The organism is Streptantibioticus rubrisoli (assembly GCF_024436055.1).
GTDB lineage: Bacteria > Actinomycetota > Actinomycetes > Streptomycetales > Streptomycetaceae > Streptantibioticus_A > Streptantibioticus_A rubrisoli.
In genome coordinates this window covers 19,238-37,492 of the sequence record NZ_JANFNH010000003.1, presented here as the reverse complement: position 1 = coordinate 37,492, position 18,255 = coordinate 19,238, and the positions used below count along the sequence as shown (strand labels likewise).

The following is an 18,255-nucleotide window of genomic DNA, read 5'->3' as shown; positions in this document are numbered from 1 at the left end:
CCCCGGAAGATCTCCGACCACGCGGTGTCATGGGCGACACCGGCCGCGGCCAGCGCCGCCTGGACGTGCTCGGCGGCGAGCACGTCCCCCGCGGTCGCCTCACCATCATGAAAGCTGAACCAACCGGTGATCAGGACCGGTGTGGTCACGTTGGACGATCCTCCCGCGGGCGGTCCAGCGCGCCACAACTGGTGTCTGCGAACGGGGCCGAACCATGCGGAGGGGCGGCCTTTCGCTCCATGGCCTCAGGGTCCGCTTGGCCTGCCGCACCCGCATCTTGAACGGGCCAGCGCCGCACCCGGGCGTGGCCCGGGTGTGACGCTGGCCACTGGGAAGGGGGGCGCGACAAGCCGACGAAGCGGGCCCTAACTCGGGTGCCTGGAACCGGACTTGAGATCTGCCATCCGCCAGATCCTGACTTCGCGGACGAGCCCTGGGAACTCCTTGGCGAGGATCACCAGCGCGGCCGCTCCGGCCAGCACGGCTTGGGCGATCAGTACTCGCTTGGCCGTCATCGTTCACCCTCCTTTCCTGCCGCTCGACGTTCCACGGAATGTGGTCCTCCTCTTTCAGCCGGGCGGGAGGTTCGGCATGATCTCCATGATCGCGTTGTGCTTCTTCCAGTGGATCCCGGTGGAGCGCCGAGCGTCGGCGGTGCCGTCCTTGTGGAGTCCGGGCTGCCTCTTGTACGGCGCTTCGTTGCCGCGGTGGGTTCCGAAGACGCTCGTCGGGGTGTCGGTTTTGACGTCGGGCTTTCCTACGCGGATGTTCCCCATCTCACTCCTCCTCACTGCTGTTCGGTAAGTTCGGTGAAGAACTGTTCGATCGCGGGCCACACCCGGCTGCCGCCGGACAGGCCGCGCCACTCCCGGCGTACGACCGCGACCATCCGATGGCAGTCGTCGACGGGAACGATCCAGTGGTGTTGTTGTCCGCGCGCGGTGTTGACCAGCAGTGCTTCCACGTCTGCCACCAGCGTATCCAGCTCGGGGCGACTGCCGACGACCTCCTGCCAGGCGCTTGGGTCGACCTCCCACCGGGTGGCCCCGGCCGGGCTCGGATAGTGCGCGAGCACGGTGCCGTCGCCGCGGGGTACGAAGAACGCCAGGCCGACCGGGACGCCCAGCGGTTTGGTGGATACCGGGGCGAGCCGGATCCGCCGTCGCGGTACCAGCCGGTAGTGCCCCTTGCTGGCCGCGTCCTGAACGAAGAGCACAGAGCACGCCCGGCAGGCGCACAGCACTTCCGCGCGGTCGGTGTCGAACATGTGCCGGTGGTCGGCCGGTAGCGTTTCGCCGCACAGGTCACAGCGTTCCTCGGTCTCGGTCCACCGGGCGCGGGCCTGGCGGGTGAGGCGTTCGAGCGTGCCGGAGGTCATGCCGGGCCGCCGGACGCGGACGAGGCCACCGGCCGCTGGGCGAGGGCGTCGAGGGGCACGAAGGCACGGTCGCCCGCCGCCTCGCGCCGGACCTCCGACAACTCGGGCCCCACGGCCAGCACGGCTTCGCGAACGGCCTTCTCGACGGTGGCCGAGGAGGAGTCGCAGCCCTTGAGGGCCAGCCGTACGGTGGCGACCCCGTCGGCGACCCCGGCGAGTTCCACCTCGCCGCCGCGGTCCCGTACGGCGGGCCGGATGTCCTCCAGCGCGCGGGCGACCCTGCGTTCGAGGGGGTCGGGGTGGATCTCGTGCAGGACCAACAGGTGGGAGAGGAGTTCGTCGTCGGCGAGCGCGGCGGCCAGCCGCGGGCCGACGATGTCCTGCACCCGGGCGAGCGCCTCGCCGTACACCTCGGTCAGTGCCTGGACGGCCGCGATCGCCGCCTGCGACGTCGGTCCCGGTACGTCCTCCACCCGACCCAGGAGTTCGTCGATCCGGGCCAGCCGCTGCTCCACCGCCGGGCCGTCGAGGCGCCGGGCGTCAGTCATGGGAGGCTCCGTAGGTCGGCGTGTGGGTCCTGGTCAGTTCCTTGCCCTTGCCGAGGTACATGTGCACCCCGCAGGGCAGGCAGGGGTCGAAGCTCCGTACGGTGCGCATGATGTCGACGCCCTTGAAGTCATCCGGGCCGTTCTCCTCGAAGATCGGCTGCCCCTGGACGGCGTCCTCGTAGGGGCCGGGGGTGCCGTAGCTGTCGCGCGGGCTGGCGTTCCACGGCGTGGGCGGGTACGGGTGGTAGTTGGCGATCTTCTTGTCCCTGATCACCAGGTGGTGCGAGAGCACGCCGCGCACGGCTTCGTGGAATCCGCAGCCGATGGCCTCGTCGGGGACGTCGAAGTTCTCGAAGGTCTTCATGTCACCGGCGCGCACCATCGACATGGCCCGCTCGATGAAGAAGAAGGCCATCGCCGCGGAGTACGCGACGAAGTACGGTCGCGCCCGGTCGCGCTCAAGTGTGTTGCTCCACTTGGGGATCTTCCACTCCAGCGTCATCTCCGGCAGCTTTTCGCTCTTGGGCAGCGAGATCTGCACGCTGTGACCGGTGGCTTTGACATAGGGGGTGTCGACCAGCCCGTTCAGCGCGGTCGACCACAGGCGCGCCAGCGGGCCTCCGCCGGTGTCCAGCGCCAGGTGCTGGTCGGCGTTCTTGTCGTACCAGCGCGGACTCATCACCCAGCTGTAGTTGCCGCCGTCCAGGTCGCGCTTCTGCGGTACGGGGACGGTGGTCTGGTTCCATGGATGGCGCATGTCGACCAGGTTGCCCAGCGGGTCGTGGGTGACGAACGGCTCCCGGTCGGCCCAGTCCTCGTAGTAGGAGCTGCCGAGCAGGATCCGCATTCCGAGGTTGATGTCCACCAGGTTGTTGGTGACCAGGCCGCCGTCCACGACGATGCCGGGCGTGACGAACATCTGCCTGCCCCAGTCGCCCATCGACTCGTAGCGGTAGTCGCAGAAGTTCGAGTCCTGCCAGGCACCCCAGCAGCCGAGCATGATCCGGCGGCGCCCCACCTCCTCGTAGCCGGGCAGCGCCTCGTAGAAGAAGTCGAAGACGTCGTCGTTCATCGCCACCGACTGCTTGATGAAGTCGAGCACCCTCACCAGCCGGGTGAGGTAGTCGGTGAACGTGGTCGGCTCCGGCATGGTGCCCACCCCACCGGGATACAGGGTCGAGGGGTGGACGTGGCGGCCCTCCATCGTGCAGAACATCTCGCGTGTGACGCGGCTGACCTTCAGCGCCTGTTTGTACACCTCGCCCTCGAACGGATTGAAGGCCCGCATGATGTCGGCGATGGTTCGGTAGCCGTGGACAGCCGCGCCCGGGGCTTCGGTCCGCTCAGCCTTGGCCAGCACGCCCGGGTTGGTCGCCTTGACCATCGCCTCGCAGAAGTCGACGAACACCATGTTGTCCTGGAAGATGGTGTGGTCGAACATGTACTCCGCCGCCTCGCCGAGATTGACGATGGCTTCGGCGAGCGGCGGCGGTTTGATGCCATAGGCCATCTGCTGGGCGTAGTTCGAGCAGGTGGTGTGGTTGTCGCCGCAGATGCCGCAGATGCGGCTGGTGATGAAACCGGCGTCGCGCGGATCCTTGCCCCTCATGAACACCGAGTAGCCCCGGAACAGCGACGAGGTGCTGTGGCACTCGACCACCTCGCGGTTGGCGAAGTCGACCTTGGTGTAGATGCCGAGGTTGCCGATGATGCGGGTGATCGGATCCCACGACATGTCCACGATCTGTGCGGGCTTGCGCTCCCCCGCCTGGGAGCGGTCCTCGGTGGTTGTCATGACTTGCTACCTCAATCTCACTGGAGGGTGGGCGGTTCGAACGGTGCTTGGGCCTCGGGATCCGGGTGTCAGGAGCGCCAGTTGGGGTCGTATCCGCTGGTCAGCTCGGCCCGGTTGTGGTGCCACTTCGGCTCCCGGTTCACGGCCATGTTGGTGATGCCGCGCAGGCGCCTGACGAACGCCCCGTACGGTTTGATGAGCATCGAGGACAGGCTGCCGCCGGCTGGTTCGTCCATGAACGGCATGAAGGCGTCCGGGAAGCCCGGCATGGTGCAACCGATGCAGATACCGCCGACGTTCGGGCAGCCACCGATACCGGACATCCAACCGCGCTTGGGCACGTTGCAGTTGACCACCGGCCCCCAACAGCCCACCTTCACCTGGCACTTGGGTGAGTTGTAGTCCCTGCCGAAGTCGCCCTGCTCGTAGTAGGCGGCGCGGTCGCAGCCCTCGTGCACCGTCTTCCCGAACAGCCACTGCGGCCGCAGCATGTGGTCGAGCGGTGGGGGTGGTGCCGAACCCGCGGCGTGGTAGAGGACCCAGGTCAGGGTCTCCATGAAGTTCTCCGGCTGGATCGGGCAGCCGGGAACGTTGACGATGGGCAGTGCGCCTTGGGACTTGAAGTCCCAGCCGAGGTAGTCGGCCAGTCCCATGGAGCCGGTGGGATTGCCGGCCATGGCGTGGATCCCGCCGTAGGTCGCGCAGGTGCCTGCGGCGACGACCGCCCATGCCTTCGGGGCAAGCTGGTCGATCCACCAGTTGAGGGTGAGCGGCTCGCCGGTGTCCGGGTCGTTGCCGAACGATGTCCAGTACCCGTCGCCCTGGATGATGTTCTGGTTGGGGATCGAGCCCTCGATGACCAGGATGAACGGGCTCAGCTCGCCACGCGCCGCGGCCCGGAAGGGGGCGAGGAAGTCCTCGCCGCCCTCGCTGGGCGAGAGCACCTTGTTGTGGAGGTTCACCTTCGGCAGGCCGGGGATGAGCCCCAACACGACGTCCTCGATCGCCGGTTGCCCCGACGCGGTCATCGAAACGGTGTCGCCGTCGCAGCTCATCCCCTCCGAGATCCACAGGATGTCGATCTCGTCGAAACCGCGCCTTTCGCCCGCACTCGCGGGCTGCTGGCTGGCTTCTCGCATGTCGCTTTCCATGGTCATGTCCTCGGCCTTCCTTGCAGCCGGTCACGGAACCGGTCGTAGATGGCGGCCACCGGGCCCGCGAGCGCAAGCGCGGGCGGCTCGTCCGGCGCGTTCGGGTGCGGCCGGGTGGGCGCGGTCTGCTTGGCGTTGTCGAGCGCCTGCCCCAGTTCGGCGAGGGTCTGCTGGTCGACCGCCGCACGCAGCTTCGGCATCAGCACCCGTTCCTCCTCCCGCACGTGTTCCTCGATCTCTCGCTGCAACTCCGCCATCAGCGCGTCCGCCTGGCCGTCGCCTTTGGCCGAGAGCTTGTCCAGGCCCAGCAGGGTCTTCTTGACGCTCGTGTGCTCGGCGAGGTGCCGGGCGACCTCGTCCGGACCGTCGGGCAGCACCTTCTTCGCCAGCGGATAGACCATCAGTTCCTCAAGCGCCGCGTGCTTGGACAGCTCGCGGATGAGGACCTCGACCACACCGCGGCGCTGGGCGTCGGACCCTGCGGCGTGGTAGTCACGGAACAGTTGCTCGACCATCCGGTGGTCGTGCTTCAACAACTCGATGGCGTCCATCGCGCCTCTCCTCGTCACCGCGGCGGAACGGCGTCGGGCCGCCCGGAGGGCTTCCTGGGCTGCAGGGACCGGATCGCGCCGTGCAGTCGGGCGAAGACCTCCGGCGGCATGGCCTCGGTTCGGTCGAGGATCTCCGCGGCACGGGCGTCGGTGGCACGCGCCTCGCGCTTCTCCTCGTCGGTCAACAGGAGGGTGCGCAACGTGAGGATCTCGTCGATCTCCGCGGCGTCGTGCAGGTCGCCCGGGCTCTCCGGAGCGACCTGCGGGTGGTCAGGCAGGATGATCGGCGACGACAGCACGAGATCACGAGTTCCCGGGTCCCCGGCCAGGACGGGGAAGGTGTGCACGTTCGCGCACCCCTGGGCGTGGGCCTGGGCCCACTCGGGTGGATCGGTCAGCGACCAGAACTCCAGCCGGTCGCCGCCGATGAAGGTGTGCGTGGCGATCAGCGCATGGCGCAGTGCCTCGTCGCGCGAGGCGCCCCGGCGCGGCGACTGCCCGGTGTTCTCCGTCCGTACCCGGAGCCGGTATGTCGCCGAGGGCGCGTCAAGCCGCTCGGCCCGCACGGTGGTCGTACCCACGACCGGGTACCGCTGCCGCACCACCCGCCCCACGCCATCGGCGAGCACCTCGGTCTCTTCGCCACCCGGCACACCGACCTGGAAGGCGAGCCCACCAGCGAGCACGTCGGACAGCGGCGCCACGATGTCGGTCTCCCGTGGCACCGCCTCGTCGAACGCGAGATGAACCGCGTCCGCGACCTCCAGCGACTCCACCGGCACATACCGGCCGTCGCTGGCCTTGCGCTCCACACGCTTGCGCTGAAGTTGCAGATAACGCACCCGAACGTGCAGCACCGCGTCAGCCGCCGCTTGGAACAGGCACTCGGTCTGCTGGTACCAGGACTCAGCGGACCCGGCGACGCCCGGTGCGACCGGACCGTCCGCCTCGACCCAGGACCGCGGCGCGAGGACGCCGAACTGCCACCGCACCTGGTTCTTCGGCGAGGACTTGCGATAGGGGTAGAGCAAGTACCCTTCGAAGAGAACGGCGTCCGCGACCGGCCGTACTCGCCCGAACCGCGGCTCCACCGACTTCGTATCAGGACCTGGCCCGATCGCTGCCGGGACGTTCAGCATCTCGTCTCCTGTCACATCTGCCGGAAGCAGGTGTGAACCACCGCGGCTCTCTCCCGGACCAGGGCGAATTCCCACTTCTGCCGTAGCGTGCGCCAGCCACCGCCACCGGCAGCCGCACGTCCCGTTCCCTTCCCACCATCACACCGCTCGCGTCGCGATCGCGCGTTTTTGGGTGCGTCTGAGTGATCGTCGGACCGCCGGAAGCCTGAACCGGGCACCGGTCCGGCGAAAGGAGGCCTTCCAGTGCCCGGGACAGTGGGTAGGCGCGTTCCGTGGGGAACAGCCGCTGGGCTTGGGCGGCGTGCCCGGTTTGCATCAGTGCCGCGGCCTTGCGGACCCGGGCGTGAGATCGGTGAGGCTGACGATCCAGTCGTCGTTGAACGTACGGATCAGGTGGCGGCCGATGCCGACCTGGACGCTGTAGTGGTTCAGCGCCGCCCCGCGCGGGGAGCGCTCCGGGCATACGAGTGGGCCGAAAGGCTCATTTCCCGGCCGTACGCGGTTCGGTGGCCTGACCCGAATGGCTCGCAATGGGAGGGTGACCCAGGTATTCGAGCATCTGGATGGCGTTCCGGGAGTGGCGCAGTGAGCATCCTCAACGAGCCCAGCGGCGCTGCCGTCGGCGGAGCCACCGTGCTGCCGCCGGTACGGCGAAAGCAGCCGGGCAACGCGATCGTGAAGTGGCTGACCACCACCGACCACAAGACGATCGGCACGCTGTACTTGGCGACGTCGTTCGGGTTCTTCCTCATCGGCGGCATCATGGCGCTGCTGATGCGCGCCGAGCTGGCCCGCCCCGGTCTGCAGATCATGACGACCGAGCAGTTCAACCAGGCGTTCACGATGCACGGCACGATCATGCTGCTGATGTTCGCGACGCCGCTGTTCGCGGGCTTCACCAACTGGATCATGCCGCTGCAGATCGGCGCGCCCGACGTGGCGTTCCCCCGGCTGAACATGTTCGCCTACTGGCTGTACCTGTTCGGCTCGCTGATCGCGGTCGGCGGCTTCCTCACCCCGCAGGGCGCGGCCGACTTCGGTTGGTTCGCGTACTCACCGCTCAACGACGCGGTTCACTCCCCGGGGGTGGGAGGGGACATGTGGATCATGGGTCTGGCCTTCTCCGGCTTCGGCACGATCCTCGGTTCGGTCAACTTCATCACCACGATCATCTGCATGCGTGCCCCCGGCATGACGATGTTCCGGATGCCGATCTTCTGCTGGAACGTGCTGCTGACCGGGGTGCTGGTGGTGCTGGTCTTTCCCCTGCTGGCCGGGGCGCTGCTGGCGCTGGAGGCGGACCGCAAGTTCGGGGCGCATGTCTTCGACGCGGCCAACGGCGGTGCGCTGCTGTGGCAGCACCTGTTCTGGTTCTTCGGCCATCCCGAGGTGTACATCATCGCGTTGCCGTTCTTCGGCATCATCACCGAGATCATTCCGGTGTTCGCCCGCAAGCCGGTCTTCGGCTACATCGGCCTGGTCGCCGCGACCATCACCATCGCGGGGCTGTCCGCCTCCGTTTGGGCGCACCACATGTTCGTCACCGGTGGTGTGCTGCTGCCGTTCTTCTCCTTCATGACGTTCCTGATCGCGGTGCCGACCGGTGTGAAGTTCTTCAACTGGATCGGCACGATGTGGAAAGGGTCGCTGAGCTTCGAGACCCCGATGCTGTGGGCGGCGGGCTTCCTCGTGACGTTCCTGTTCGGTGGTCTGACCGGCATCATCCTGGCCGCGCCGCCGCTGGACTTCCATGTCTCCGACTCGTACTTCGTGGTGGCCCATTTCCACTACGTGGTGTTCGGCACCGTGGTCTTCGCGATGTTCGCCGGATTCTATTTCTGGTGGCCCAAGTTCACCGGGAAAATGCTCGATGAACGCCTGGGCAAGTTCCACTTCTGGACCCTGTTCGTCGGCTTCCACACCACCTTCCTCGTCCAGCACTGGTTGGGCGTGGTGGGCATGCCGCGCCGCTACGCCGACTACCTGGCGGCCGATGGCTTCACCACTCTCAACACGGTTTCCTCCATCGGCTCGTTCATCCTCGGCGCATCCACGCTGCCCTTCTTGTACAACGTATGGAAGACCGCCAAGTACGCGCTGTTCGTGGGCGTTGACGACCCGTGGGGCTACGGGCGTTCCCTGGAATGGGCGACCTCCTGCCCGCCGCCGCGACACAACTTCCTCACTCTTCCCCGCATCCGCTCTGAATCCCCCGCCTTCGATCTCCACCACCCGGACATCGCCGCAGGCGAGTTGAGCCCGCACGTCGTGCGCGCCCCCATCAGCGCGGAAGGGCAGCGGGCGGGCGAACCGGGCAGTGGACAGGAAGGAACCGACGAGTGAGCGCCAACACCGACAAACCCAACTGGCAGCCGTCCGGACGCGACCAGTCCCACGGACTGAACATCGACGAGATCGAGTCGTACCTGTGCCAGCAGGCCTATATCGGAAAAGCCCAGCACTTCGCCGAGCGATTCGCCGACCGAATGCCCTGGCTGACCACCTCGCAACGGCAAGTCGTCATCCGCCACTACAGCGCCGACTGGCTGAACCACATGGACCATCTGGCCTCCCGCTACGAGGAACGGCGGCAGCAGGACAGCCTGCGCCACCGATCGCAGAAGGCACGCCTGGTGGCCCTGCTACTGGGGGCCGTGGCCGTCACCGCGGGCACAGTGGCGGAACTGACCTCGCTGCTGGCGGCACGACGCTGAGGGCCCGGCGAAGGCCAGAAAGGCGCGAAGGCCAACAACGCAGGTCTTGATGGCGAGTTGACTTCATGGCCGCGTCGCCTTTCACCCTCGCGTGTGCGATACCGAGGGCTTGTTCGTCGGCGGTATCTTGGTGGTCGCCGCGTCGACGACCAAGAAGACGAACACCACGACCGTCAACGCAGTTGCCACAGCCACCAGAACGGTTCCCACCGAGTCCTGCGCGGATCGCATCGCCTCTCCCGTCACCGTCAAGAGCGTCCACCGCCCTCTCCACGAAACCGGGCGGCCGCAGGTTCACCGCTGCCGTCGGGAGCGCCGGGGCGAATCAGGTCGGCTGCGACTCCGCAACGGCTTCAGGGGCTGTGCGGCGGCCCACCGTGCTGTGGAAGCAGCGGACCGCCAGGGACAGCACTGGCTGACGTGCGGAGAGGAACGGGCAGCACCCGGGGCCGGATCCCCGCCGCCGCAGGGGTGTTGACCATGTAGGGCAGGACGGTCGTGATGTGGATGCCGTGGCCGCGCAGTTCACGGCGCAGGCTCTCGCCGAGCGCCACGACACCGGCCTTGGTCGCGCTGTAGACGGCGACTCCGGGCAGCGGTTTGACGGCCAGTACGCTCGCGATGTTCACGATGTGCCCGCGCCGGTGCGAGCACATGCTGCGTGCGGCGGCCTGACAACCGTGCACCACCCCGGCGAGGTTGACGTGGCAGGTGCGGGCCAGCAAGTCCGCGTCCTGCTCGTCCAGTCGGCCAACCGGCACCAGTGCGGCGTTGTTCACCCACACATCCAGCCGTCCGAAGCGGCGCCGTGCCTCAGCGGCCAACTCTCGCGCGCCGTCGGCACCGGCGGCATCCGTGCACGGCGGCGTGCTGCGCGCCGAGTGTGCTGGCCAGTCGGCGCAGCCGCTGCCCGTCGATGTCACCGAGCACCAGCCGGTAGCCGTCGTCGGCGAGGCGGCCGACGATCGCCTGCCCGATCCCTCGCGCCGCCCCGGTGACCACCGCGACCGGGGGATGGACTGCGTCGAGGCCATGTGCCGCTGCCTGACGAAGCACTGCACGAGGCCGGGGTGCGCCGCACGACCTGCTGGAGGGGCGGAGCACCCCGGCCTTCGAGGAGATGGTGCGTCGCCTCGCCGACCGGGCCCACGCGTGGTTCGACCGAACACCGCCACCGGTGCTGCATCCGGCGATCGCTATCGCGCTCGACACGTACACCGGCCTCTACCGGCTACGGCTGCGGGCCGTCGCCGAGGACCCGGCGGCGCTCCTGCACCGCAAACCGACGGTGTCCCGGCGCGCCCGTCTGCGGCTGTCGCTGCCCGCCCCCGCCCAAGTCGCCCTGGCCTGCGCCCTGTTCCCGTTCCCCACCCGTCCCGCCACCGCACCGGCCTGACACGGCCACCCGGTGAGGAACCGGTCGGCGACATCCGTCGCGCGAGAGGACGGCTGGCGGCCGTGGACGTCGTTGTAGCAGCCGGTGATGGTGACATGCGGACTCGGGTGGGCCTCAGCCGGGCGCCGTAGACACACGGAGGCGGTCAAGTGCGGACGGTAGACACGCGGAGGCGGTCAAGTGCGGTTTGCGCTCAGCGCGGCGGTGATGCGGGCTCGGGTCGCTCTGGTGGCCGGGACCACCGAGACGCAGGCCGCCACGGCCACCGCGACGGCACCGGCCATCAGCAGGGTCTCCGGTGCGGGCATCCGCGCGATGCCCGCACCGACGCCGCTCGCCTGGCCCTCCATGTTGATCAGCCGGTTCGACAGCAGCACCCCGAGCCCGGTCCCGGCCAGCACCGCTGCCGTCGTGAGCAGGGCGGTGCTGGTCACGATGATGGCGGTGACCTGCCGTGGCGTCAGGCCCATGGCCCGCAGGACGCCGAGGTCGCGGACGTGGTCGCGTAGGCCGGAGGCGGTCGCGGTGACCAGTTCGGCGAGGCCGATCAGCGTCAGGACCCCGACCAGGCCGACAACCACCACGCGGACCAAGCCCAGTTGGGCCGCCGGGTTGGCCACCGGGCGTACGTCCAGGCGGCCGTGCGACGCCGCGAGCAGATCGGTGCGCACCGCCGTCGGGTTCGCCCCCGGGCGCAGCACCAGGGCGTAGTACTGCGCCTTGGGCGTTCCGCCGGGCCCGGCCAGCGCGCCCAGGTCCACCGAGAGCATCTCCCCGTTGTGGTCGGGCTCGATGTCCCGGCCGACGATGTGCAGGATGTGCGGAGTCCCCCCGGCCGTCACCCGCACCCACTCGCCCACCTTGGCGTGCATCAGGTTGAGTGCCCCCTGCCCGGCCACCGCCTCGTCCTCGTCGCGGATGAGATGGCCCGCGGCGAGGGCGAACGGATAGGGATGGTCGGCGGTGCCCAGTGCGCGCAGGGTGATCGTCGTGGTCTCTCCGGGCACCAGTGCCGGTATCTCCGCTCCCGGATAGGCGGCCGCCACCGCGGGCTGCTCGGTGAGCAGGCGGCGCGCCGCCGCGTCGTCGATGCCGCTGGGGCGCGCGGTCAGGCTCGCCGCCAGGCCCAACTGCCGGGGATGGTCCTGGAAGCCGTCCAGCGTGGCCCAACTGCCCAACGCCACCGTGATCATCATGATCGGGATGGCCAGCCGGGCAACGGTCAGCCCGGCGCGCAACGGGCGGTGGAACGCCGCCCGGCTGCCCAACGCCAGCGCCGGGGGCAGCTTCAACAGCAGTGCCAGGCGGGCCAGTCGGGAGATCCCGCTGGCCGGGCGGTCGGCTCGTACGGTGGGCGCCGCCGGAATCCGCCCGGCCCGCCAGGCCGGGAGGGCGGTGGCCAGGGCGATGCTGAGCACCACCCCGGCCCCCGTTGCCGCCAGCGCCCCGGCGCGGGCGGGTTCGGCCTGCCACACGCCCATGGCCTCCCCGAGCGCACCTGGCAGCAGTGGGCCGAAGAGGCTGGCCGCGCCCGCCCCGAGGGCCATCCCGGCCAGTGCCAGGGCGGTGTGCTCGTACAGGAAGAGCCGGACCACCTGCGCCGGGGTGAACCCGACGGTCTTGAGCATGGCGATGTCCCGTACCTGCGCCAGCACCCGGCCGCCCGCGGCGCCCGCGGTGGCCAGCGCCGCCGCCACCAACGCGACCAGCCCGAACACCCCGAGCAGCAGTCCCAGGAGCCGGTTGTCCTGGCCCATGGCGGACCGTACCTGCTGCCAGGTGGTGACCTGCGTCACCTGGCCGCTGCCCAGTGTGGTGACGGCCTGTTGGGCGGTGAAGTCGGCGGAACCCGGATCGCGCAGCCGCAACCCGATCGCCTGCTGGATGTGGGCCGGGTCGGGCTCGACGCGGTCCAAAGCGGTGGGCAGCACCCAGCCGAGACCTGGCGTCCAGTCCGGGTACGAGCCCTGGTCCGCGCTGTCGGCGACGCCGAGCACCCGCATGGTCCGGGTCGCGCCGTCCCGGGCGCGTACGGTGACCGTGCCGCCCACGTCCGCCCGCATCGCGCGGGCCAGCGAGCTTTCCAGCACGATGCCGTCGGACCGGGCCGGGTCCAGCCACCGGCCGGAGCGCACCAGCGGGCGGGCCACCGACGGGAGCTGCGGGCCTGCCGCGCGCAGTTCGAGGGAGACCTTCTCGGCGCCGCGCACCAGGTCGGCGGAGGCGGTCGAGTAGGGCCCGGCGACCCCGGTGACCCCGTCGAGGCGGGTGAGCGGTGCGGTGTCGGCGCCGGAACGCACGTGGATCCACACGTGGGCGCCACGGGACTGCAGGAAGATGCGCTGCCAGGGGTTGGCGGCATCCCGCAACAGCGCGTTCGCCAGGATCAGCGAGACCGCTATCACCGCTGTGACCAGGACCATCAGCGCGGCCTGGCCACGGTGGGCGCGCAGGTCGGCCCGTACCCAGCGAAGCAGCGCGCGCATCCGGTCAGCCCTTCAGCCGGAGCACGTCGGCGACGGTCGTCGGACCGTCGGCGGGGGCATGCAAGGCGGTGTCGTCGGCTATCTCGCCGTCGAACAGACTGATCACCCGGTCGGCGCCGCTGGCGACCCGGGCGTCGTGGGTGACCAGCAGGATCGTCTGGCCACTGGCGTGGTAGCGGGCCAGCAGGCGGAGCACATCGCGGGTGTTGCGGCTGTCGAGGTTGCCGGTCGGCTCGTCGGCGAGCAGCAGGCCCGGCTCGTTGACCAGGGCCCTGGCCAGCGCGACGCGCTGCTGTTCACCGCCGGAGAGCGCGGCGGGGGTGCTGCGGGCCCGGTCTTCGAGGTCGAGTTCGGCGAACAGTTCCTCACGGCGCGCCCGCGCCTGCCGCGGGGACATCCCGGCCAGCAGGGCGGGAAGTTCCACGTTGTCGGCCGCGGTCATGTTGGTGACCAGGTTGAAGAACTGGAAGACAATCCCGACCGTCCGGCGGCGCAGCAGCGACCAGCGGGCCTCGCTCAGACCGTCGACCCGCTGCCCGTCCAGCCATATCCGGCCGCTGTCGGGGCGGTCGAGGCCGCCGAGCAGGTGGAGCAGGGTGGACTTGCCCGCTCCGGAGGGGCCCATGATCGCGACGAACTCGCCGCGGTCGACGCGCAGGTCCACATGGCGTACGGCATGGGTGGCGGTCTCCGCGCCGCGGTGGGTCTTGACCAGGTCCTGGGCCCAGAGCATGGCCTCGGCGGGCGGGAGGACGTGGTCGGCGTCCGGGGTCGCGGCGACGCGCGCGGTGTCGGGGCCCGAGCGGCTCAATCCAGTTCCTCCTGACAACGCTCCAGCCAGTCGAGGTCGGCCTGCAGGTGGAGCATGGCGCCCTCGATGAGCAGTTGTGCGACGCGGTTGTCCCGGTCCTGCGCGGCAAGCCGCGAAAGACCCCGCATGACGTTCAGATAGTGGCGGCGTTGTGTGTTGATCAGCGCGAGCCGGTCGCTGCCGCCAGCGCCGGGTGCCAGGACCAGTTTCATGAAGAACTCGTCCCGTACCCGAGGTCCCTCGGTCGGCTCGGCGAACCAGGCGGCGAGTTCCTCGCGCCCGGCGTCGGTGATCTCGTAGACCCGTTTGTTCGGCCGGTTCGACTGGTCGATGTCCTGGCCCTTGATCAGCCCGTTCTTCTCAAGCCGCCCCAAAGTGACATAGATCTGTCCGATGTTGGGCTGAGGGTACGCCGCGCCGAAGGTTTGCTCAAGGGCTTGTTTGAGCTCGTAACCATGGGCGGGTTCCTTGGCGAGAAGCGCCAGCAGGGGCAGGCGCACGGGCCTCGACTCCTCCTCACGTGCCGGTCGGGCACGATCTCCGCTCGGTCACCGCGCGACCCATGACAGACCCCGGCGCGGGCGTTATGGTTCGGCCCAGCCCCCGGCGCCATCCCTGGCTCGCGCGTGTGCTCCCCAGTGCCGTCGCCGTCGGGCGCGGGTCCGCCGCAACGGGCTCCGCGTCGGCCTCGGGGTCGGCCGTGCGGACCGATGCCCTGTTCCCCCTCATAGATGCGAGGTATACATAACCGAATACTACCGCCTTTCCGCAGGACGGCGGTGAGCTGGAGGAACGCATGCGGCGGGTCAGGGTGACATGCTGGCTGGTGGCCGGGTTGCTGCTGCTGGCCGGGTGCGCCGTGCCCTCGGGCTGGGTGCGCGGTGGCGACGCCGACGGAACGGGTCCGGTGACGCTGGTCACCGGGCAGGATCTCACCGGCTATCTGCAGGGGCGGCTGGCGGTGTGGAACGCCGCCCATCCGGACCAGAAGGCCACACTGATCCAGCTGCCCCCCGCCGCCGACGACGTGCGGGCGCAGATGATCAGCAACCTCCAGGCGAAGAGCGACCGCTACGACGTGCTGAACATGGACGTGGCCTGGACCGCGGAGTTCGCCTCCGCCGGGTGGATCACCCCGCTGGACGCCCAGGGCTTCCCGCTGGAGAAGTTCCTCAAGCCGGTGGTCGACACGGCCACCTTCCGTGGCCGGCTCTACGCGGTCCCCTACGTGACCAACGCCGGAATGCTCTACTACCGCAAGGACGTCCTCGACCAGGCGCACCTGCCGCCGCCGCGCACCTGGGCCGAACTGGCGGCGGACGCGCGGACGGTGGCGCCCAGGTACGGGCTGAAGGGCTACGCGGCGCAGCTGCTGCCGTACGAGGGGCTCACCGTCAACTACGCGGAGGCGGTGCAGTCGGCGGGCGGGGCGATCCTGTCCGACGAGGGCCGGAAGGTCGCCGTCGACTCACCGGCGGCCCGGCAGGCATTGGACTTCCTGGTCAACGGGGTGCGCCAGGGCTGGATTCCGCGCGAGTCGCTCAGCTTCACGGAGGAGGAGTCGCGGCAGGCGTTCCAGAACGGCGGCTACCTGTTCATGCGCAACTGGCCGTACGCGTACGGCCTGGCCGAGGCGCAGGGCTCGAAGGTCGCCGGGAAGGTCGGCGTGGTGCCGCTGCCCGGCCCTGACGGCCCGGGGTCGAGTTCGCTGGGCGGTTCCAACCTGGCGGTCAGCAGCTACTCACGGCACCAGAAGACCGCCCGCGCGCTGATCCGGTTCCTGACCGGGCTCGACAACGAGCGCCAGGTGTTGCTCAAGGGTTCGCTGCCGCCGGTGTGGGCCCAGTTGTACACCGATCCCGCGCTGATCAAGCGGTTCCCGTATCTGCCGGTGCTGCGGCAGAGCATCCTGTCGGCCAAGCCCCGCCCGAAGAGCCCGGCGTACGACCAGGTGAGCCTGGCGGTGGCCGGGGAGGTGCACGACGCCCTCACCCTGCGGCGGTCACCGGCGGCGGCGACGGCCGCGCTGGCGCAGGACCTGAAGGCGATCCTCCGGGATCCCTGACGGCGGCGGACGCCGCCCGTCGTCCCGCCTTCCGCTCAAGGCCGACCGTCCCGCCGGGACCGTTGGCCTTGAGGCATGCCCGTACGCCCCGCGTGCCCGGACGCCCCGCACGCCCCGCACGCCCGGACGCCCCGCACGCCCGGACGCCGTCCGCTGGCGTGCGAAAGCGCCTCGCAACACCGCCGACACCTGCCCGTCATGCATCCCCGCGGGCCTGGCCGGATGACCTGGGCCGCCGCTGAGCCAGGAAATCTCTGTTTTCACCGTTGACATCTACTCGACAGCTATACATAACATGCATGCACCTCGCGGCGGTCCGGTGAGATCACCGGCCCCGGGGACATCGCGCAACCGCGCGGCAGCCCGGCTCGCGCGTCCATCCCCGGAGAACGGATCGGCGCCCCGCCTGGGCGAACAGAACAACCGACGGCCCCAGTGGGGGCCGTACGACGGGCCAGGATGGTGACGGATGATCGGCGCGCCGGTCGAGGACAACCCGCCAAGAGCGACAGCGCGGTTCGGGCCGCTGCACAGCCCGGACACCCACAGCACGCCGCCGGGGGCGCCCCACCACTGGTGGCGCGACGCGGTGATCTACCAGGTCTACATCCGCAGCTTCCTGGACAGCACCGGCGACGGCATCGGCGACCTGGCGGGCGTCGCGGCCGGACTGCCGTACCTCAAGCGCCTTGGGGTGGACGGCATTTGGCTCACCCCGTTCTATCCCTCACCGCAGCACGACCACGGCTACGACGTCGCGGACTACTGCGATGTGGACCCGGTCTACGGCGACCTGGCGGCGTTCGACCGCCTGGTCGCCCAAGCTCACCGGCTCGGCCTGCGCTGCCTGGTCGACATCGTGCCGAACCACTGCTCGCACCAGCACCCCTGGTTCCAGCAGGCACTCGCCGACGGGCCGGGCAGCGCGGCGCGCGGCCGGTTCCACTTCGCCCCGGGCCGCGGCGCGGACGGCGAACTGCCGCCCAACAACTGGCGGGCGATGTTCGGCGGTCCCGCCTGGAGCCGCGTCGTCGAGCCCGACGGCACCCCGGGAGAGTGGTACCTGCACCTGTTCACGCCCGAGCAGCCCGACTTCAACTGGCGCCACCCCGACGTGGCGCAGCACTTCGAACAGGCGCTGCGGTTCTGGCTCGACCGCGGTGTCGACGGCTTCCGCATCGACGTCGCGGCCGGACTGTACAAGCACCCCGACCTGCCGGACTCGCCCGACCCGGAGGCGGACGAACGCTCCCGCGACTCGGTCAACCCGCTGGCCTGGAACCAGCCGGAAGTCCACCAGGTGTGGCGCGCCTGGCGGGCGATCTGCGAGGAGTACACCGCACGGGACGGGCGCGAGCGCCTGCTGGTCGGCGAGGTGTCGGTGCCGACCGCGGCCGAACACGCCCGCTACGTACGCCCCGACGAGTTGCACCAGGCATTCTTCTTCCACCTGTTGACCGCGCCCTGGGACGCGGAGGCCTTCCAACGGGTCATCTCCGACGCGCTGCGTGACATCGCCGGGACCGGGTCCACCATCACCTGGGTCCTCAACAACCACGACCAGGTCAGGTCGGTCACCCGCTACGCCGCACCGGCTCCCGCCGACGGCGCCGACCTGGCCGACCTCGGCGCCGCCCGAGCCCGCGCGGCCGCCCTGCTGATGCTGGCGCTGCCCGGCGCCGCCTACATCTACCAGGGCGAGGAGTTGGGCCTGCCCGAGGTCGTCGACCTGCCGGACGAGGCACTGACCGACCCGATATTCCGGCGCACCGGCAGCCGGGCGAAGGTGCGCGACGGCTGCCGGGTGCCGCTGCCGTGGTCCGGACACGCCTCCCCGTTCGGCTTCACCGCGGGCGACGCCCCGGCGCGGCCGTGGCTGCCCCAGCCGGACTGGTTCGCCGACCACACCACCGAGCGGGCGCTGGTCGACACCACGTCCTTCTGGCACCTGTACCGGGACGCGCTCCACCTGCGGCATGGTCTGCCCCAACTCGGTGAGGGGCCGGTGCGCTGGCTCGACTCACCGCCGCAGGTGCTCGCCTTCGAGCGTGGCGAGGGCCTGGTGTGCGCCGTCAACTTCGGCGCCCAGCCGGTGCCCGCCCCGGTCGACGGCGCCCCGCTGCTCGCCAGCCGCCCCTGCCCGCCGGGCACCCTGCCGGGCAACACGGCCGCCTGGTGGGTCACCGCAACCCCCTGATCCCGTACCGCACTCCACCAGTCA

Annotated in this window: 17 protein-coding genes and 1 pseudogene; 5 read left to right on the top strand and 13 right to left on the bottom strand. The window is 69.8% G+C overall.

Features of this window, described 5'->3' with window-relative positions:
* Positions 1-365: 365 nt before the first annotated feature.
* The 9 genes from NON19_RS05130 to NON19_RS33300 form a co-directional block, all read right to left on the bottom strand.
* The gene (locus NON19_RS05130) at positions 366-515 is read right to left on the bottom strand and encodes a hypothetical protein (protein WP_255925410.1); all 150 of its coding nucleotides are present in this window, start codon (positions 513-515) and stop codon (positions 366-368) included.
* 54 nt (positions 516-569) lie between these two features.
* Positions 570-776: a hypothetical protein gene (locus tag NON19_RS05125; RefSeq protein ID WP_255925409.1), complete on the bottom strand. Its 207-nt coding sequence runs from the start codon at positions 774-776 to the stop codon at positions 570-572.
* Positions 777-787: 11 nt separating this feature from the next.
* A complete protein-coding gene (locus tag NON19_RS05120) occupies positions 788-1,378 on the bottom strand; it encodes a DUF5947 family protein (protein WP_255925407.1) in 591 nt (196 codons plus the stop codon).
* A complete protein-coding gene (locus NON19_RS05115; RefSeq protein ID WP_255925406.1) occupies positions 1,375-1,926 on the bottom strand; it encodes a NifU family protein in 552 nt (183 codons plus the stop codon). The genes NON19_RS05120 and NON19_RS05115 overlap by 4 nt, the downstream gene beginning before the upstream one ends.
* Entirely contained in the window at positions 1,919-3,721 is a 1,803-nt protein-coding gene (locus tag NON19_RS05110) for a nickel-dependent hydrogenase large subunit (protein ID WP_255925405.1), read from the bottom strand. The genes NON19_RS05115 and NON19_RS05110 overlap by 8 nt, the downstream gene beginning before the upstream one ends.
* A gap of 68 nt (positions 3,722-3,789) precedes the next feature.
* The gene (locus NON19_RS05105) at positions 3,790-4,872 is read right to left on the bottom strand and encodes an NADH-quinone oxidoreductase subunit B family protein (RefSeq protein ID WP_372514007.1); all 1,083 of its coding nucleotides are present in this window, start codon (positions 4,870-4,872) and stop codon (positions 3,790-3,792) included.
* Positions 4,873-4,874: 2 nt separating this feature from the next.
* Positions 4,875-5,423 (bottom strand): hemerythrin domain-containing protein, encoded by a 549-nt coding sequence (locus NON19_RS05100; protein WP_255925403.1) that lies wholly within the window; start codon positions 5,421-5,423, stop codon positions 4,875-4,877.
* A gap of 14 nt (positions 5,424-5,437) precedes the next feature.
* The gene (locus NON19_RS05095; RefSeq protein ID WP_372513994.1) at positions 5,438-6,562 is read right to left on the bottom strand and encodes a hypothetical protein; all 1,125 of its coding nucleotides are present in this window, start codon (positions 6,560-6,562) and stop codon (positions 5,438-5,440) included.
* A gap of 315 nt (positions 6,563-6,877) precedes the next feature.
* Positions 6,878-7,264, bottom strand: a complete 387-nt coding sequence (locus tag NON19_RS33300) for a DUF4291 family protein (protein WP_255925402.1) — start codon at positions 7,262-7,264, stop codon at positions 6,878-6,880.
* Here NON19_RS33300 and ctaD point away from each other — a divergent pair.
* Together ctaD and NON19_RS05080 are read left to right on the top strand one after the other, a co-directional pair.
* Positions 7,148-8,905: an aa3-type cytochrome oxidase subunit I gene (gene ctaD / locus NON19_RS05085; protein ID WP_255925401.1), complete on the top strand. Its 1,758-nt coding sequence runs from the start codon at positions 7,148-7,150 to the stop codon at positions 8,903-8,905. The two genes, NON19_RS33300 and ctaD, sit on opposite strands and share 117 nt — an antisense overlap.
* On the top strand, positions 8,902-9,276 hold the full coding sequence (locus NON19_RS05080; RefSeq protein WP_255925399.1) for a hypothetical protein: 375 nt from the start codon (positions 8,902-8,904) through the stop codon (positions 9,274-9,276). The genes ctaD and NON19_RS05080 overlap by 4 nt, the downstream gene beginning before the upstream one ends.
* Positions 9,277-9,629: 353 nt before the next feature.
* Here the strand turns inward: NON19_RS05080 and NON19_RS05075 are convergent.
* A pseudogene (locus NON19_RS05075) lies at positions 9,630-10,278 on the bottom strand (SDR family oxidoreductase).
* A gap of 118 nt (positions 10,279-10,396) precedes the next feature.
* Here NON19_RS05075 and NON19_RS05070 point away from each other — a divergent pair.
* The gene (locus NON19_RS05070; protein WP_255925398.1) at positions 10,397-10,672 is read left to right on the top strand and encodes a hypothetical protein; all 276 of its coding nucleotides are present in this window, start codon (positions 10,397-10,399) and stop codon (positions 10,670-10,672) included.
* Positions 10,673-10,848: 176 nt separating this feature from the next.
* Here the strand turns inward: NON19_RS05070 and NON19_RS05065 are convergent, their stop codons facing one another.
* The 3 genes from NON19_RS05065 to NON19_RS05055 form a co-directional block, all read right to left on the bottom strand.
* Entirely contained in the window at positions 10,849-13,158 is a 2,310-nt protein-coding gene (locus tag NON19_RS05065; protein ID WP_255925397.1) for an FtsX-like permease family protein, read from the bottom strand.
* A gap of 4 nt (positions 13,159-13,162) precedes the next feature.
* Complete coding sequence (locus NON19_RS05060) at positions 13,163-13,891, bottom strand: ABC transporter ATP-binding protein (protein ID WP_255925663.1); 729 nt, start codon at positions 13,889-13,891, stop codon at positions 13,163-13,165.
* Between the two features lie 74 nt (positions 13,892-13,965).
* Entirely contained in the window at positions 13,966-14,469 is a 504-nt protein-coding gene (locus NON19_RS05055) for a PadR family transcriptional regulator (protein WP_255925396.1), read from the bottom strand.
* A gap of 296 nt (positions 14,470-14,765) precedes the next feature.
* On the opposite strand from NON19_RS05055, the gene NON19_RS05050 reads away from it, so the two are divergent.
* Together NON19_RS05050 and NON19_RS05045 are read left to right on the top strand one after the other, a co-directional pair.
* Complete coding sequence (locus NON19_RS05050; RefSeq protein WP_255925395.1) at positions 14,766-16,034, top strand: ABC transporter substrate-binding protein; 1,269 nt, start codon at positions 14,766-14,768, stop codon at positions 16,032-16,034.
* A 469-nt stretch (positions 16,035-16,503) separates the two neighbouring features.
* On the top strand, positions 16,504-18,231 hold the full coding sequence (locus tag NON19_RS05045) for a glycoside hydrolase family 13 protein (protein ID WP_255925394.1): 1,728 nt from the start codon (positions 16,504-16,506) through the stop codon (positions 18,229-18,231).
* The last annotated feature ends 24 nt before the right edge of the window (positions 18,232-18,255 follow it).

Excerpts from the sequence above, each read along its gene's own strand:
- NON19_RS05070 (WP_255925398.1), top strand. The coding sequence starts at position 10,397 with ATGGTGCGTCGCCTCGCCGACCGGGCCCACGCGTGGTTCGACCGAACA.
- NON19_RS05120 (WP_255925407.1), bottom strand. The coding sequence starts at position 1,378 with ATGACCTCCGGCACGCTCGAACGCCTCACCCGCCAGGCCCGCGCCCGG.
- NON19_RS05105 (WP_372514007.1), bottom strand. The coding sequence starts at position 4,872 with ATGGAAAGCGACATGCGAGAAGCCAGCCAGCAGCCCGCGAGTGCGGGC.
- NON19_RS05100 (WP_255925403.1), bottom strand. The coding sequence starts at position 5,423 with ATGGACGCCATCGAGTTGTTGAAGCACGACCACCGGATGGTCGAGCAA.
- NON19_RS05045 (WP_255925394.1), top strand. The coding sequence starts at position 16,504 with ATGATCGGCGCGCCGGTCGAGGACAACCCGCCAAGAGCGACAGCGCGG.
- NON19_RS05125 (WP_255925409.1), bottom strand. The coding sequence starts at position 776 with ATGGGGAACATCCGCGTAGGAAAGCCCGACGTCAAAACCGACACCCCG.
- NON19_RS05060 (WP_255925663.1), bottom strand. The coding sequence starts at position 13,891 with ATGCTCTGGGCCCAGGACCTGGTCAAGACCCACCGCGGCGCGGAGACC.
- NON19_RS05110 (WP_255925405.1), bottom strand. The coding sequence starts at position 3,721 with ATGACAACCACCGAGGACCGCTCCCAGGCGGGGGAGCGCAAGCCCGCA.
- NON19_RS05095 (WP_372513994.1), bottom strand. The coding sequence starts at position 6,562 with ATGCTGAACGTCCCGGCAGCGATCGGGCCAGGTCCTGATACGAAGTCG.
- NON19_RS05065 (WP_255925397.1), bottom strand. The coding sequence starts at position 13,158 with ATGCGCGCGCTGCTTCGCTGGGTACGGGCCGACCTGCGCGCCCACCGT.
- NON19_RS05130 (WP_255925410.1), bottom strand. The coding sequence starts at position 515 with ATGACGGCCAAGCGAGTACTGATCGCCCAAGCCGTGCTGGCCGGAGCG.
- NON19_RS05050 (WP_255925395.1), top strand. The coding sequence starts at position 14,766 with ATGCGGCGGGTCAGGGTGACATGCTGGCTGGTGGCCGGGTTGCTGCTG.
- NON19_RS05115 (WP_255925406.1), bottom strand. The coding sequence starts at position 1,926 with ATGACTGACGCCCGGCGCCTCGACGGCCCGGCGGTGGAGCAGCGGCTG.